Raw genomic sequence first — 16,336 nt, 5'->3', positions numbered from 1 at the left:
GATAACTTGTTAATGCTTTACCACAGTAAAGGTATCTGAACCAAAAAAATGGCGCACTGCGCCGTCGTTTTCAGGAGGATTATCATGAAAAAATTTGCAGCCCTTTCATTTGCATTGGTCTTCATGCTTTCCATTATTACCGGCTGTTCCACCTCGACTTCCGCACCGGCGGGCGAAAAGAAGCTGGTCATCGGCGTTGACGACAAATTCGCGCCAATGGGCTTCCGCGATGATCAAAATAACCTGGTCGGCTTTGATATTGATTACGCCAAAGCAGCGGCAGAAAAAATGGGATATAAGGCTGAGTTCCAGCCAATCGACTGGTCCGCGAAAGAATCCGAGCTCAACAGCGGACGGATCGACCTGATCTGGAACGGCTACACGATCACGGATGAACGCAAAGAAAAAGTATTGTTCACCAAACCATACTTGAAAAACAGCCAGGTGATCATGACGATGAAAAACGCGCCGATCGGCAAGCTGGATGATTTGGCGGGCAAGGTAGTTGGCCTGCAATCGCTCTCCTCTGCCGCAGATGCGCTCGATGCCAACGAAATCAAAGGCAAAATCAAGAACGTTACCGAATTCCCTGACAACGTGCTCGCGCTGTCCGATCTGAAAATCGGCCGTGTGGATGCGGTCGTCATCGATGAGGTCGTTGCGGAATACTACATGTCCAAAGAAAAAGACACCTACAAGCTGCTCGATGAATCGCTCGCACCGGAAGAGTACGGGGTTGGCGTGAAAAAAGGAAATGAAGATTTGCTGAACAAGCTGCAAACCGCGCTGGATGAGCTGAACAAGGATGGTAGTGCAGCGAAAATTTCCGAGAAGTGGTTTGGGGAAGACAAGGTACTGAAGTAAGCATCTTTTGATGAACGAAAGCAGCAACCGATAAAAACCGGACGGCTACCACATGTCCGGTTTGGTTTTTTTTAATACAGATAAGAATTTATAAAATTCTTATCCAGTATAAGTGCAACCGCGGCTCCGCCAAAAGCTTGGCGTAGCCAGGTTTTCTAATCGTGTAGGAACGTTTACGTAGTTTTTGGATAGGAGCAAATGAACATGAGCCTCGAATACTTGCAAAAAATCATCATGCCCCTCCTGCAAGGGGCGGAAATGACAGTGCTGCTGTTTTTGATTGCCGTCGTGCTGTCGATCCCATTGGGATTTGTGTTCACCCTGATGGCAAACAGCAAAAACAAGGCGCTCGTCTGGTTTGCCAATACGTACATCTATGTCATGCGCGGAACGCCGCTGATGCTGCAGCTGCTCTTTATCTGCTTTGGCTTGCCGATTATTCCGTTCGTCGGCGAATATTTGGTCATGGATCGCTTTGTGGCGGCATGTCTGGGCTTTGTACTTAACTACGCGGCCTATTTCGCGGAGATTTTCCGCGGCGGATTGCTTGCGATCGACAAAGGGCAGTATGAAGCTGCACAGGTGCTCGGCTTCAACAGATGGCAGATGACGACCAAAATCATTCTGCCGCAAATGTTCCGCATCGCCCTCCCGGCAGTATCCAACGAATCGATCACGCTGATCAAGGATACGGCACTTCTCTATGCCGTAGCCGTGCCGGAGCTGCTGCATTTTGCGCAAACGGCGGTTAACCGCGATTTCACGATCGTGCCGTTTTTCATCGCGGGGGTCATTTATTTGCTGATGACACTGCTATTGACGGCGTTTTTCAAATGGCTGGAAAGAAAGTTTACATTCGAATAAAGGACTGGCTGACATATGGCAATGATTCAAGTTACAAATCTGAAAAAGTCTTTCGGCAATCTGGACGTGCTGAAAAGCGTCACGTTTGACGTGGAGAAAAATGATGTGGTTGCGGTGATCGGGCCATCCGGTTCGGGGAAAAGCACGATGCTGCGCAGCCTTGTCCACCTGGAGCAAATCAACGGGGGAAGCATCGCGGTACAAGACCGTTTTTTGGTCAAGGACGGGAGCTATTCCAGCCCGCAAGAAATCAAGCGCATCACCGGAAAGATGGGGATGGTGTTCCAGCATTTCAATTTGTTCCCTCATTTGACCGTGCTCGAAAACCTGGAGATCGCCCCTCGCGTCGTAAAAGGTGAAGCAGCTGCGGACATCCGCCGTAAAAGCATGGAGCTGTTGGAAAAGGTGGGCTTGTCAGCGAAGGCGGACGTGTTTCCGGCCAAGCTCTCAGGCGGACAGAAGCAGCGGGTCGCCATCGCACGGGCATTGATGATGAACCCGGATATCATGCTTTTCGATGAACCGACATCGGCGCTCGATCCCGAGTTGACGGGGGAGGTACTGCAGGTAATCAAACAGCTTGCGCTTGAGCACATGACAATGATCGTGGTGACGCATGAAATGGGCTTTGCGAAAGAGGTTGCAAACAAAGTGATGTTCATGGATCACGGCGAGGTCATTGAATCCGGTACGCCGGAGCAGCTGTTCAACAACCCGCAGCATGATCGGACAAAAGCATTTTTAAATCGCGTGATTTAACCAAAGGGACGAAAAAGCCGCCGGCTTTCGGTCCCTTTTTTTACACATAAAGTTTTCCCTGGATTTATTTCGAAACGTACAGAGACGGCCCATTTACATCATACACATGTAATGTATGGGCACTAAAGCGGTTCATACGATCGCAATTTTGCCAAGGAGGTCAGTATGAGCATTTTCGACAAGCTGAAGCAGGGCGTCAATGATGCGGGGCAAAAGGCCAAGGCAGCAGTGGAGCAAAACCGCATTAAAGCGCAGATCCAGGCGTCGCAAAAGCAGATAGAGGAAAAACAGACGTTCATCGGCGGAATCGTGTATCGCCAATATGAGCATGAGCATGACAGCACGAGTTCCCTTCCTCCTGCAGTCGAGACGGCTTGCCAGGAGATTGCCCAGCTTCAGGTGGAAATCAAGGAGCTGGACAGAAAGCTCAAGGAATTGAACAACGAAAAAGACTGCACATGCGGCAAGGTGGTACCGCTGGATACGAAATTTTGCCCGTTTTGCGGCCATCCGTTCGCCAAGCTGCCTGAAATCATTGAAGTCACGCTGAGAGAGTCGCCATCAAGCGAGACGAGCGAGATCGTGAAAGCGGAGGTCGAAAACAAAGAGACATAGGGAGCGGTATGACAGAGGGTGCTTACAGCATTCAGCTGTTTTTTTCTGTCCGGGTTTTTCTGCTTTCGACAAGGACATGTTGGTTATGTAGAGAATTTTTAAAAATTATCAATAATTTTGTCATCAGGTTAAGGAAGAGAAGGGAGCTTTTCATGCGATACAAGACGCGAATGTTCGTTGGATTTGGAGCATTTTTGATGATGCTCTTGGTGCTGCTTGCAATCATCTCCAGCATCCTGACCGATTTGAACAAAAACATCAACGAAATTGTTGATGATCGGTATGTCAAATTAAAGGCGGTTAATTCGATTCAAAATAACGTAAACAATATGAGCCGATGGATCAACAGCATTGTTTTGGACGAGACGAAAGAATCTGTGGACGCGGACATGCGGGCCTATGACCAAGCTACGGTCGAAATTACGCAGTCCATGCAATTTTTGCAAAACAAAATTTTGATTGAGCAGGCTAGGCGGAATGTGGTGGAATTGACCAAGGAAATCACGGCCTATGAGCAGAAAGCCGATGACGTGATCGAGCTTGTCAAAGCAGGAAAGAAGGAGCAAGCGATCGCGTTGGTCAATGGGGATATGCGGGCAGAACGCGATGACATGTTCGAAAAAATGGATGAGCTGAGAGATATACAGGAGACGCTGATGGATGAGGCGTATGCCAGCGCGAAGGAAAAATACAATTTTATCCGTATGATCGCGTTCGTCTTTACCATAGTGGGCGTTCTGGTCGGGTTGATCATCGCCGCTTGGGTCATCCGGGGGATCAACAGGAGCTTGAAGGAGATCGCTTCGGTAATCACCTCCGTCGTTTTCGACAATGTCAAAAGTCTGCCGCGCATGCAGGTCAAAACGAAGGACGAGATCGGGGAAATCGCGAGAGCCTACAACGAGATGGCCGAAACGCTGGAAGACCATGTCGATCAAGAGGACGAATACAAGGAGGCTATGCAGGAGCACAACTGGCTGAAAACGCAAATTGCCGAAATCACCAAGGGGTGTCAGGAAGTCCAGGACATCAGCCGGCTGTCACAATTTCTGATCAGCAAGCTAACACCGTTGGTGGGGGCTAGTCATGGGGTTTTGTATACGCGGGAGGGGAGTGTAAACTCAATCACACTCGTTAAATCGGGAACGTATGCCATCGACAAGCAGCTGTTGGCTGAGAAGACGATCGATGTGGGCGAAGGGATGATTGGGCAATGTGCCCTGGAAAACAAGCCGATCTATTTGTCCCAAATTCCGCCGAACTATTTCAAAATCGGCTCGGCGCTGGGGAATCTGGAGCCGACCACGCTGATTATCCTGCCGATCCCGTATGAAGGAAAGGTATTGGCGGTATTGGAAATCGCGTCTCTGTATGAGTTCAGCCCGCTGCAGCAAAACCTGTTGCATGAGATTACGAGCAGCATCGGTGCGATATTCAGCAGCATGTACAAGCATATGCAAGTGGTGAACTTGCTGCGCGAATCGCAGACATTGACCGAGGAGCTGCAAAGTCAGTCAGAAGAGCTGCGCTTGCAACAGGAGGAGCTGCGCAGCATCAACGAAAAGCTGGAGGATCAGTACAAGAGCGCGGAGTCGAAGGCGAAAGAGCTGGAAAAGGCCAAAGAAGAGCTTGAGGACAACGCGGTGCAGATTAAGCAAGCTTCCCAGTATAAATCAGAGTTTTTGGCCAATATGTCGCATGAATTGCGGACGCCGCTCAACAGCTTGCTCATTCTCGCGCAAATTTTGGCGGAAAACAAAGAGCACAACCTGACGGAGAAGCAGGTCGAATTCGCCAACACGATCTATTCGTCCGGCAATAATTTGCTGCTTTTGATTAATGACATTCTCGATTTGACCAAAGTGGAGTCCGGAAAAATGGAGATTCATCTTGCAGAGCTGAAGCTGAAGGAGATTCTCGATTACATAGAGCGCAGCTTCCGGCCGATGGCTCAGCAGAAGCAGCTGGCATTCACCGTCGCAATGGATGGCACGCTGCCGCATTCATTCGAGACCGATGAGCAGAAGCTGCAGCAAATCATCACCAACCTTTTATCCAACGCTTTCAAATTTACCAGTACTGGCAGCGTTCACTTCCAAATCAGCCTGCAGGAATCGGCTGAGGGCAGCAATCTGGCGTTTTTGGTGCGCGATACCGGCTGCGGCATTCCGTCTGACAAGCAGGAGATTATTTTTGAAGCGTTTCAACAGGCGGATGGTACCACGAGCCGCAAATACGGCGGAACCGGGCTGGGACTTTCGATCAGTCGGGAGATGGCGCGACTGTTGGGCGGCTTCATCCAGGTGGCGAGCGTCGAGGGAATCGGTAGCAGCTTTACGCTGTATCTGCCGCTATCACGAAAGGCAGAGTCAGTTGTGCTGGATGCGGACGCGTATATGCTCGCTCCGGTTGCGGCGGGCGTAGCCGAGCAGACGGATACGGATGTCGCTACAGGCCGTGAGGAAGGCATGACGGGGCGAAATGTGCTGGTTGTCGATGATGATATGCGCAATATTTTCGCGCTCACGGCCGCTTTGGAGGAGCGCGGGATGAATGTCTTCTTCGCGGAAAATGGACGTGAAGGCATCCAGGTGCTCCGGGAAAATCCGTTCATTGACATCGTGCTGATGGACATCATGATGCCTGAGATGGACGGATACGAGACGATTGAAGCGATCCGCAACGATCCGGGTTTTCATAAATTGCCGATCATCGCCTTGACGGCAAAAGCGATGAAGCATGACAGGGCGAAGTGCATGGAAGCGGGGGCTTCCGATTATATCAGCAAACCGGTCAATGTCGAGCAACTGATCTCGCTGATGCGGGTATGGCTGTATCGATAGGAGGGAGCGGCGATTCGAAACGAGAGACGCGCTGCGCTTGGGCCAGAGATAAGCGATGAGTTGGAGAAGATTGAGATTGGGTTGTTATTGGAAGGGATCTATCGACAATATGGCTATGATTATCGCAACTACACCTATTCTTCCATTCGGCGCAGAATCAGGCACCGTATGCGAATTGAAAATCTCCAGACCGTTTCGGGGCTGCAGGAAAAAGTTTTGCACGATCCCAAAGTATTGGACAAGCTGGTCGCTGATTTTTCGATCAATGTAACCGAGATGTTCCGCGATCCGGGCTTTTTTCTTAGCTTTCGCCAAAACGTTGTACCCGCCCTGCGCGAGCTTCCGTTTATCCGGATTTGGCATGCCGGCTGCTCGACGGGGCAAGAAGTGTTTTCTATGGCGATTTTGCTTCACGAGGAAGGACTTTTGCAAAAAACACGGCTGTATGGAACCGATATGAGCGAGCAAGTGCTAAAGCGGGCCAAAATAGGCAGCTTTCCCATCGAGAAAATGAAGCTCTATACGAAAAATTACATGCAGGCTGGGGGGACGCGGGCGTTCTCGGAATACTACAGCGTCAAAAACGATACGGTTTCTTTTGAGCCTTTTTTAAAAGAGTACATGGTGTTTGGGCAGCACAATCTTGTCACGGACCGTTCTTTCAACGAGTTTCATGTGATCATTTGCCGCAATGTCATGATTTATTTCAATGAGAGCCTTCAGAACCATGTTCACGAATTAATGTATGACAGTCTTTGCACAGACGGCTTTCTGGGTCTTGGGGATAAGGAAGGAGTTGCATTTACACGATATGCAGATCGCTATGAAGAAGTGGACAGAACGGAGAAACTCTACCGGAAAATCAAGTGACAGCCGCAAGCTGATTTCCCTTGAGCAGACGGGCAGTGGAGACGAACAGTGGGACAAGCCGGTTAATATTTTACTGGTAGACGACCGTCCAGAAAATCTGATGTCGCTTGAAGCTGTGCTCGATTCGCCTGACTACCGTCTTGTCAGTGTTCAGACGGGGCAGGAGGCGCTGCGCTGGGTCTTGAAAGAGGAGTTCGCTCTGATCCTGCTCGATGTGCAGATGCCGGGCTTGAACGGGTTCGAAACGGCCAAATTGATCAAGCAGCGGGAACGGTCCCGCCATATCCCGATTATCTTCGTGACAGCGATCAGCAAAGCGAATGAGCATGTGGAGCAAGGATATGCGGCCGGAGCGATCGATTATATTTTCAAGCCGTTCCATTCCAATACGCTAAAAATGAAGGTGGAGCAGTTCGTCCAGCTCTACCGGAAAAAGCGGCAAATCGAACACCAGCGCCAAATGCTTCATCTCAGTACGCTGGAATTGCAGAACGCCAACTACCGGTACGTGCAGGCGATGCTTGAGCTGCAAAAGAGCGAAGCGCTCTCTCGGACGATCGTGGAGACGTCGGCGGATACCATTTTGACACTGGATGAAAAAGGGGCAATCTTATCCAGCAATCCGATCGTGGAGCCGATGTTTGGATATTCGTTGCAAGAGGTGCTCCATGAGCCGATCGGCAAGCTGCTCGTATGGGAGGGGGACATAGCGGAGGGTCTGCAGGAAGGCATGATCGAAGCATGCGGGCTCCGAAAAGACCAGACGTCCTTTCCGATTGACTTGCAGGTGGGCAAAGCGACTGTCCATCAGCAGCACATCTTTGTCTGCTCCATCCGCGACATAACGGAACGAAAGCAGTTCGAAGCGGAGCGCAGACGCTATTACCAAGAACTCGAGAGCCTCGTGAGCGAGCGGACACAAGAGCTTCGTTTGTCGCAGGAGCTGTTCCAAAAAAACTTTCAGGCGAGTCCCTGCCTGATCGCCATTCGCTCGTGCGTAGACGGCCGCTACATCGACGTGAATCAAAGCTGGCTGGATTACACGGGCTACACCTATGAGGAAGTCAAAAATTGTGCAAGTGACCGCATCATCCAGGCGCCATCCCTCAAGCAGCGGTACGCGGACAAGGCGATCGACCTGTATGACGCCTTCCGGAATGTGAACATACATTTCCTTACCAAAGCCGGAGAGGTACGTGACGGGCTTTTATCCACGGAAAGCATCAACGTGCATGGTGTGTCATGCGTGCTCAGCGTCATCACGGATATTACGGAGCGCGTGTATTTGGAAAAGGAAATGGCCAGGCTGGACCGCCTCCACCTGATTGGTGAAATGGCGGCGGGCATCGCGCATGAAATACGCAATCCGATGACAACGGTCCGCGGCTTTTTGCAGCTCGGGAAAAAGCAGGATGGCGGCGCTGTGAAGCCGTTCCTCGATATTATGATCACCGAGCTGGACCGTGCGAACACGATTATAACGGAATTTCTTACTTTGGCGAAAAACAAAACCAACGATTTGCAGCGGAAAAATCTCTTTCAAGTGATCGATCCGTTGTTGCCACTTGTACAGGCGGAAGCATCCTTGGCGGGGAAAAACCTGCAGACGATGCTAGACGAGTGCCCACCCGTCGATCTGGACGAAAAAGAAATGTGCCAATTGTTTCTCAATCTTGCTTTGAACGGTTTGGAGGCCATGGAGACGGATGGCACACTGACGATCAAAATGTATCCCAAGGACAATGCAGTCGTACTGGAAATCATCGATGAAGGACCCGGGATCCAAGAGGAGCTGCTGGAGAAAATCTGGACGCCTTTTTTCACGACCAAAGAACAGGGGACGGGATTGGGCCTGGCGGTCTGCTACAGCATCGCCAATCGGCACCATGCCAAAATTGAGGTCAGCTCCAGCAGCAAAGGGAGCGTCTTTACGGTTCGGCTGCCGATTCCGCAGGACGAATAAGAGGGCGGCCGGAAGATCGAAAGTGCACGCAAGTGTTCGAGCCACTTGAGATTTGCTGGCGCAATGCGGTTAAATAGAGGGCAAGAGGAAATGCCAAGGAGGAAAATGCGCATGTCAACTCACGAAATCGCAACCTTTGCCGGCGGCTGCTTTTGGTGTATGGTCAAACCATTCGACGAACAGCCGGGCATTATCAAAGTCGTATCGGGTTATACCGGCGGAACGGTAGAAAATCCAACCTACAAGCAAGTGTGCTCCGAGACAACAGGACATTATGAAGCCGTGCAGATCACCTTTGATCCGGCGGTCTTCTCCTATCAAACGTTGCTGGATCTGTTCTGGCAGCAAATCGACCCGACCGATGCCGGCGGCCAATTTTATGATCGAGGCGATTCGTACCGGACCGCGATTTTTTATCACAGCGAAGAGCAGCGCGAGCAGGCGGAAGCGTCCAAGCGGGCATTGGAGGCGAGCGGCCGGTTTTCCAAGCCGATCGTGACGCAGATTTTGTCGGCGGGTCCATTTTATGAAGCGGAGGAGTACCATCAGGATTATTACAAAAAAAATCCGTTCCGCTACAAAATGTACCGTACAGGCTCGGGTCGCGACAAGTTCATCAAGACGCACTGGAAGGATGACAAGTCTGAGCAAGAGTTGCGCAAACGGCTGACGCCCATCCAATATGAAGTGACGCAAAACAATGCGACTGAGCCGCCGTTTCGCAATGAGTTCTGGGACAACAAGGCGGAGGGCCTCTATGTCGATATCGTGTCCGGCATTCCGCTGTTCAGCTCGCTGGACAAATTCGATTCAGGCTGCGGCTGGCCGAGCTTTACGAAGCCGCTCGACGAGGAAGAAGTCAAGGAGGAGCTAGATGTGACGCACAACATGGTGCGCACGGAGGTGCGCAGCGCCACAGCGGATTCGCACTTGGGCCACGTATTCGAGGATGGTCCTGAGCCGACGGGGCTGCGTTACTGCATCAATTCCGCAGCGCTCCGCTTTATTCCGAAAAGCGAGATGGAGAAGGAAGGCTACGGTAAGTATTTGGTTTTGTTCGATTGATTGAAAAAAGAGAGGGAATGCGTCCAGGGGAGCCTGGGCGCATTTTTTTAATTATAAAAAGGAAAGCGATGATCAAATGTTTGTGTTAACATCGTATGCACAATGTGTTTGCAATGTGATTACGGATCGTGTATGATACATCTATTCTTTCAAAGGGGGATTCGTGAGATGGATGCGAATTTGCACATACGCATGTCTAAAGAATTGAAAGAAAGTTTTCAACAGGTCGCAAAGGAAAACAATAAGGATACTTCATCGTTAGTGAGAGAGTGGATTTCAACCTATGTAGCTGAACATCAGAAGTCCGATGAAGAGCTGGCAGCTGATCTCTATTTGGCCGGATACCAGTTGCAACAAGCGTTCGGCGGGAGAGAAAAGGTCAGCAAGGAGTTCGCGCAGCGATTGCAGGAGCACGCCTTAACAAATCAAAAGGAATTCACACACCTGATCCTTTCAACCTACCTAGACCTGAACTTGACCATTCCTTCGATTGTCTCGAAAACATCGCATGGGTTCGCTTTTTCGCAAATGTTTTTGTTGGGTTTATTGGGAGAGAAGCCTAAGGGATAATTCCAGGCTGCCGCCTGACCAAACCAAGCCCTCATCGTCATGACGCATGATGTCCGACTCAAACTCCCTCTTGTGGAATCCGGTGGCTGCCGATATAATACTGATTATGTTAAATATTCTTACATTCAGTGTAATCTTTTCTGGGAGGCAGCCTCATGGAATTTTTCTTATCAGGATTTTTCCTTTCGATTTCACTGTGCCTCGATTTGGGCATGGTCAACGTGGCGATGATACGGACGGGTGTGGAGCGGGGATTTGTGCCTGCGCTGTTTCTCGGCCTTGGCTCAGGGATTGGCGATTTGATTTATGCGGCGCTGTCGATGGTTGGCATTTCTCTCTTGCTAGAGCAGGTGGTCATCCGCTGGATTTTGTGGATCGGCGGGACGCTGATCTTGCTCTATTTGACGTATAACATGTTCCGCGAGGTGGCGCGGCCGAAGCGGCTTGACCTCGATGCGGAGGGAAATGGCAACACGGGTCAGTCGCCGCTGAAAAACTTGATGTCCGGAATCGGGCTGGCGCTGGCCTCACCTTCTGCGATTCTTTGGTTCGCCACCGTGGGCGGGAGCATCATCGCTGCCAATCACGCTGTCGATGAGCTGTCGCTTCCGCTGTTCTTTTTCGGATTTTTCGCGGCTGGGTTGCTCTGGTCCTTTGCCGTTGCGATCGTGAGCAGCCAAGGCGGCAAGCTTTTGGGGCCGCGCCTGATTCGCGGGTTTTCACTCTTGTCTGCCTTGCTGTTTCTGTATTTCGCGGCGAAGGTGTTTTGGAATGGCTATCAGACTTTGATTTGACCGGTTAGCAATCGTATCATGGAAAAAACGCCTGACGGGCGGCATAAGGCCATCCGTTCAGGCGTTTTATATTTTGCTAGGCACGTATTATTGCGGCGCTTTTTCCTTCGCTTTGCCAGGAAGCTGCAGCTTGGCATTTCCCATGAAAAATATGCAGACAGCGGCCAGAACGCCGATCAAAATCGCCCATTGGTAAACGAAAGCGATGGAATCAGCCAAGGCAGACAGCAGGGTGTGATACAAATCGGCGGGAATCGCGTTTTTCACCGATTCCTGCAAAAGTCCGCGCCCATCGCCAAGCTTCTCAGCGAATTGGGGGGGAACGAGCTGCTGGATGCTTATTCCGAGTTGGTGTGTTTGCAAGGAGCCGAAAACGGTAACGCCGATTGCAGAACCGATAGAGCGGAAGAACGTGTTCATCGAGTTGGCGCTACCGCGCATTTTGAAATCAACATTATGCAGGGCAGACGTCGAGATGATCGGGAAGGAAGCGCCCATCCCGAATCCCATCAAAATCATGTAAAGAGTGACGACCCACTGCTTTGTCTCGATCGATATCGTGCCGAGCAGCGCAACCGCGATGATGATGAGGGCGACGGATACGAACATGATCGCGCGGTAGCTGGCTTTTCCAATAAAGCGGCCGCCCACCATGCTGCTGGCCACCACGCCAAGCATCATCGGCGTGAGCACGAGGCCTGCACTCGTGGCAGATCCACTAAAAACGCCTTGAATGAACAGCGGGATGTAGGTGGCACCGGAAATCATGATTGCGCCGTAAAAGAAAGCAATGCCCATGCTGGCGGTAAACAGGCGATCGTGAAACAGCGACAGCGTGACGATCGGGCTGCTTGCCTTACGCTCCCACAGAAGAAAGACAATAAGAAAAATCACAAATCCTGCGAACAACCCGATGATTTGGCCCGAGCCCCAAGCGTACTCTTTGCCGCCGAGCTCTAGGCCGAACATCAGGCACATGACGGAGAGCGCCATGAGTACGGTTCCCAGCAGGTCGATTTTTTGCTTATGGCTGGAACGTGTTTCGTGATAAGACATGTAGATCAAGATGAGCGACACGATACCAAGCGGCAGATTGACGTAAAAGCACCAGCGCCAGTTTACATAGTCGGTGAAAAACGCTCCGGCAAGCGGCCCGAGCACGCTGGACAGCCCGAAAACGGCACCGAATAAACCTTGCATTTTCCCGCGTTTTTCAGGTGGGAAAATATCGAACACGATCGTGAAGACGATCGGCATAAGCGCACCGCCACCGATGCCCTGTATCGCACGGTACAAGATCAATTGCGTCATGCTTTGCGCAGTTCCGCAGAGAGCCGATCCGAGCATGAAGATGACCAAGCCGAGGACGAAAAAACGCTTGCGGCCATACATGTCGGAGAGTTTGCCGAAGATCGGCATGCCGACGACGCTGGCGATCAGATAGGCGGAGTAGACCCAGACGAATTTGTCCAGCCCGCCGAAAATGCCCAGGATCGTAGGCATGGCGGTGGACACAATAGTTTGGTCCAACGCTGCGAGCAAAAGCCCAAGCATCAGGCCGACAACGGTCAGCGTCGTATTTGTTTTTTTCTGATCCATTGAAATCCTCCCATTTTGTAGGAAATATAAGTTCGAGTTCAAACTATTTTGTCACAATGCCTCTGTTGTAGAGAAGCAAATGAGGGCTTGGCGTTAAGAGTAGGCATTCACGACTTTTCGGAGCAAAATTCGCAAGATCTCGTTCTCCTCGGGGCTAAACGCCTGATTCAAGCGAACTTGTGCCTGACGAACGGCCTGAACGGACACCTTGTGCATCTGCATCCCTTCCTCTGTCAGGAAGATTTGCTTGATTCGCGCATCTTCTGGATGCTGCTTGCGAACGAGCCAGCCTCTTTTCTCCATACCGTTGATCAGGCTGGTGACGCTTGCTTTCTCGATGTGAAGCGGCTTTTCCAGATCGGTGTGGGTAATGCCCGGGTTGAGCGTCAGGATGGTCAAGGCATGGTGCTGCTTTGGAGTCAAGCCATGCGGGCGCAGCTGGTGCTCAATATCGCGCCTGATGGCATGAGAGGCCATTTTGAGCAAGTAGCCTGCGGGTGCATCATCGACTCCAAAAGGGAAACGGGGGGAACAATCTTCCTCGTCAGGATGCATGCAGATTCGGTCCTTTCTTTATTAATTCGAATTCGAACTTTTTTATTCTACGAAAGAGCGTATTGGCTGTCAATATGGAAAAAGGCGGGTCAGGCCTCATTCTAGCCCGATCCGCCCCAGCTCTCATCAAGGCGTGGAGGTGAGCTTGACATCGAGTTTCTTCACTGCAGACGGCGCCTTGTCACCGGCTAGCTGTTCTTTTAGCACAGCCTTCAATACTTTTCCTACGCCATTTTTGGGCAGGTGGTCGACGAACATGACGTCAGGAATTTTGTAGGCTGCTAGCCGTTCGCGGCATTCGTTGAGGATATCCTCTTTTGTAAGGCGACTGGTCGGGTGCTTGATGATGCAGGCAAGTGGAGCTTCGCCCATCTCCTCGTGAGGGACGCCGATGACGGCTACCTCCAGCACACCGGGAATTTTGTGAATGACTTCTTCCAGCTCTGCCGGATAAATGTTGTCGCCGCCAAACAAAATCATCTCCTTAAAGCGTCCTGAAACGTACAGGAGCCCGTTTTCATCAAGCTTGCCTGCATCGCCCATATGAATCCAGCCGTCTCGGATTGTCTGCGCCGTCGCTTCCGGATTGTTGAGGTACCCTTTGAACAAATACGGGCTTTTGACGATGATTTCCCCGACCTCTCCTGCCGGCAGCTCTTCTCCACTCTGCGGATCGACGATCTTGACCTGTACCTGTGGCATCAGCGTTCCGGTCGATTCGGCGGTGTCGATTCCCATGGATGGATTCCAATGGCTAACGAAAGCGGCTTCCGTGCTGCCGTAACCGCTTCCCATCGGAATGCCCATCTTCAAATAGCGGCGAATGAGCGAGGCCGGTACTTTCGTTCCACCTGCGGAGACGTACAGGAGGGAGGAGACATCCCGTCCCTCTTGGCGGATTTCCTCCCAGAGGTGGGCGTAAACGGACGGAAAGGCAAACATCGTCTGAATCTTTTCTTTTGCAATCATATCGAGAATGGCGGCGGGGGATTGGTCATCAAGGAACACCATCGTATTGCCCCGTAAAATGTGAAAGAAGATCAATGACGTGCTGCTCATATGAAACATCGGGTGGACGGCCAAAAAGCGCAAGCCAGCCTCGACCCGGGGGTGCGGTTGCTGCTGCCGCATGTACAAATCATAACATTCGTGGGCGATCATGCAGCCCTTGGGGATACCCGTTGTGCCCGATGTAAACAGGATGAAGGCCAAGTCCTGGTCGCTGATCGGGGCGCTGGCGGGTTCAGCTGTCGAGTAAGTTGAAAAGATCGAATCGAATTCGGGCGAAAGCACCAAGCCCTCGCTGACGGGCACGAACTTTATGCCGCGGAGCAGGGACAGGGTGTCGGCGAATTCTTCATCGTAAAACAGCATCCTAGGCTCGGCAATTTTCATAATCCCCTGCATCTCATAGGCAGTCAGTCGCCAGTTCAGCGGGATGGCAACCGCGCCGATTTTCAATGCCGCGAGCAAGATGGTGGGGTAAGGGTGGTTGTTTTTGCACAGGATGCCGATATGATCGCCCTTGGTAACGCCCGCAGCAAGCATGTAGGCGGCAAGCTGGTTCACGCGGTTGTTGAATTCCATATACGTAAAGCGCTGATCCGCTGCCACGAGCGCCTCTAAATGGGGAGTCGATGCGGCGCGCTGGGTCAAATAGGTGTGAAGCGTGGTCATGATGGTGTTGCTCCCTTCCACAGTGACAAATGAAGTTGGTTCCATTGGTAGTATGGTGACTTTTGCTTAGGTTTACCCAATGGTGGCTAATAACGGGAGCAGCTTGGAGTGAAGGAAGGGACTGGAAATGACGCTGTGTTTTGGCTAACGACGGTTTTATAATAACAAGTAGGAAGCATCATTAAAGGAGGGAACGGCGATGGAGCAAAGAGTAACGGGGCAAACGAAATCGGGTGGGTTTCAAATCGGCGTGAGGCGGACGTTCCCCATTCCGGCTGAACGTGCATGGGAGCTGGTTACGACAGGCGAGATTGCGGACATGTGGCTGGGAGCAAGCAGGATGGTTGCGCTTGAACCCAGGGCAACGTTCGGGTCTGATGCAGGCGTAAACGGACAGCTGCGGATCGTTAGACCGCATCAGCAGCTTCGTCTTAGCTGGCAAAAAGCGCAGTGGGACAAGCCTTCCACGCTGCAAATCCGATTTCTTGCGGCAAAAGGGGAGAAAACCACGATCAGCTTTCACCAAGAGCATCTCGCGAATGCAGCAGTCCGGGAAGAAATGAGGGTACACTGGGAACAGGTGGCGGCGGCGATTAAGGAAAAGATCGAAAGGGAGCAAAACGGCTGACAAAGCGGGGATGATCCTTCAGGTTTGCCACATCCCACGTATGGAAAAAGGCAGCAGCGTAGATAAGCTGCTGCCTTTTTTAGGAAGGGCTGCGACATCACTCGGTTTTGCCAGAGCCGAGGCGAGCGGTTCCTTCCTTGAGCAAAAAGCGGTAGTACCAAATGTAATAGGCGACCAAAATGAAGAATACGAAAGCCGTCCATGGGTCACGCGAGTATTGCTGCATTTGCGTTGGATCATTCGCCAGCGCGGCTTGCCCTGCCGGTGAAAACATAAAGGCAAAGCGAAATGCGAGCCTGCCGAGAAAGAGCGCCAATACAGCCATCTCGATCCCGATGTGTGTCCGGTGGTACAAATCGGGACCGCGCCATTCAAATGTACAGTGCCGAACGGCAAAAAACGCAAGCAGGATGCCGCAGGCGATGCCAGCAGCGTCAGCCAGATACAGGATCGGATGAACGTATCCAGCAACCAGAAGCAACAGCCCGATGATTGCGAATATCACCATACGAAAGCGCATCCGGCGCGGCGTAAATTTTTGAAAGCCCACCGACCGTTTGATCCGACGATACAGAACAAAGATGATCAGCAGAGCTGGGAAAGCGAATTGTCCCAGATTGTGCATGTCTTCGACCCCCAACCTTAATTGCATATGGTTAGATTGTAGCAG

At 51.4% G+C, this 16,336-nt stretch carries 15 protein-coding genes; 11 read left to right on the top strand and 4 right to left on the bottom strand.

What is annotated here, in order from left to right:
* Window positions 1–123: 123 nt before the first annotated feature.
* The 10 genes from EDM56_RS01650 to EDM56_RS01605 all read left to right on the top strand — a co-directional run bounded on the left by EDM56_RS01650 (window position 124) and on the right by EDM56_RS01605 (window position 11,207).
* Window positions 124–864 carry an amino acid ABC transporter substrate-binding protein gene (locus EDM56_RS01650; protein ID WP_425456269.1) on the top strand — a complete coding sequence of 247 codons (741 nt, stop codon included), beginning with the start codon at window positions 124–126 and terminating at the stop codon, window positions 862–864.
* A gap of 204 nt (window positions 865–1,068) precedes the next feature.
* Window positions 1,069–1,728, top strand: a complete 660-nt coding sequence (locus EDM56_RS01645; RefSeq protein WP_122916134.1) for an amino acid ABC transporter permease — start codon at window positions 1,069–1,071, stop codon at window positions 1,726–1,728.
* Window positions 1,729–1,743: 15 nt separating this feature from the next.
* Window positions 1,744–2,487 (top strand): amino acid ABC transporter ATP-binding protein, encoded by a 744-nt coding sequence (locus EDM56_RS01640; RefSeq protein ID WP_122916133.1) that lies wholly within the window; start codon window positions 1,744–1,746, stop codon window positions 2,485–2,487.
* A 165-nt stretch (window positions 2,488–2,652) separates the two neighbouring features.
* Entirely contained in the window at window positions 2,653–3,102 is a 450-nt protein-coding gene (locus EDM56_RS01635; RefSeq protein ID WP_122916132.1) for a zinc ribbon domain-containing protein, read from the top strand.
* A gap of 152 nt (window positions 3,103–3,254) precedes the next feature.
* Window positions 3,255–5,945 (top strand): response regulator, encoded by a 2,691-nt coding sequence (locus EDM56_RS01630; protein ID WP_183192250.1) that lies wholly within the window; start codon window positions 3,255–3,257, stop codon window positions 5,943–5,945.
* Between the two features lie 60 nt (window positions 5,946–6,005).
* Complete coding sequence (locus tag EDM56_RS01625; protein ID WP_122916130.1) at window positions 6,006–6,815, top strand: CheR family methyltransferase; 810 nt, start codon at window positions 6,006–6,008, stop codon at window positions 6,813–6,815.
* Complete coding sequence (locus EDM56_RS01620) at window positions 6,769–8,778, top strand: response regulator (protein ID WP_246009219.1); 2,010 nt, start codon at window positions 6,769–6,771, stop codon at window positions 8,776–8,778. The genes EDM56_RS01625 and EDM56_RS01620 overlap by 47 nt, the downstream gene beginning before the upstream one ends.
* A gap of 111 nt (window positions 8,779–8,889) precedes the next feature.
* On the top strand, window positions 8,890–9,843 hold the full coding sequence (gene msrA / locus EDM56_RS01615) for a peptide-methionine (S)-S-oxide reductase MsrA (protein WP_425456264.1): 954 nt from the start codon (window positions 8,890–8,892) through the stop codon (window positions 9,841–9,843).
* 168 nt (window positions 9,844–10,011) lie between these two features.
* The gene (locus tag EDM56_RS01610; RefSeq protein WP_122916127.1) at window positions 10,012–10,413 is read left to right on the top strand and encodes a hypothetical protein; all 402 of its coding nucleotides are present in this window, start codon (window positions 10,012–10,014) and stop codon (window positions 10,411–10,413) included.
* A gap of 155 nt (window positions 10,414–10,568) precedes the next feature.
* Entirely contained in the window at window positions 10,569–11,207 is a 639-nt protein-coding gene (locus EDM56_RS01605) for a LysE family translocator (protein WP_122916126.1), read from the top strand.
* 87 nt (window positions 11,208–11,294) lie between these two features.
* On the opposite strand, the gene EDM56_RS01600 is transcribed toward EDM56_RS01605, so the two are convergent.
* From EDM56_RS01600 to EDM56_RS01590, 3 genes are all read right to left on the bottom strand, one after another.
* Window positions 11,295–12,806, bottom strand: a complete 1,512-nt coding sequence (locus EDM56_RS01600) for an MDR family MFS transporter (protein WP_122916125.1) — start codon at window positions 12,804–12,806, stop codon at window positions 11,295–11,297.
* A 93-nt stretch (window positions 12,807–12,899) separates the two neighbouring features.
* Window positions 12,900–13,361, bottom strand: a complete 462-nt coding sequence (locus EDM56_RS01595) for a MarR family winged helix-turn-helix transcriptional regulator (protein ID WP_122916124.1) — start codon at window positions 13,359–13,361, stop codon at window positions 12,900–12,902.
* Window positions 13,362–13,487: 126 nt separating this feature from the next.
* A complete protein-coding gene (locus EDM56_RS01590) occupies window positions 13,488–15,038 on the bottom strand; it encodes a class I adenylate-forming enzyme family protein (RefSeq protein ID WP_122916123.1) in 1,551 nt (516 codons plus the stop codon).
* A gap of 199 nt (window positions 15,039–15,237) precedes the next feature.
* On the opposite strand from EDM56_RS01590, the gene EDM56_RS01585 reads away from it, so the two are divergent.
* Window positions 15,238–15,666: an SRPBCC family protein gene (locus tag EDM56_RS01585; RefSeq protein ID WP_122916122.1), complete on the top strand. Its 429-nt coding sequence runs from the start codon at window positions 15,238–15,240 to the stop codon at window positions 15,664–15,666.
* A 97-nt stretch (window positions 15,667–15,763) separates the two neighbouring features.
* On the opposite strand, the gene EDM56_RS01580 is transcribed toward EDM56_RS01585, so the two are convergent.
* Complete coding sequence (locus EDM56_RS01580) at window positions 15,764–16,291, bottom strand: CcdC protein domain-containing protein (protein WP_122916121.1); 528 nt, start codon at window positions 16,289–16,291, stop codon at window positions 15,764–15,766.
* Window positions 16,292–16,336 lie beyond the last annotated feature (45 nt).

This window comes from Brevibacillus fluminis (assembly GCF_003710825.1).
In the GTDB taxonomy this organism is placed as follows: domain Bacteria; phylum Bacillota; class Bacilli; order Brevibacillales; family Brevibacillaceae; genus Brevibacillus_D; species Brevibacillus_D fluminis.
This window is presented reverse-complemented; position numbering and strand designations above follow the sequence as displayed.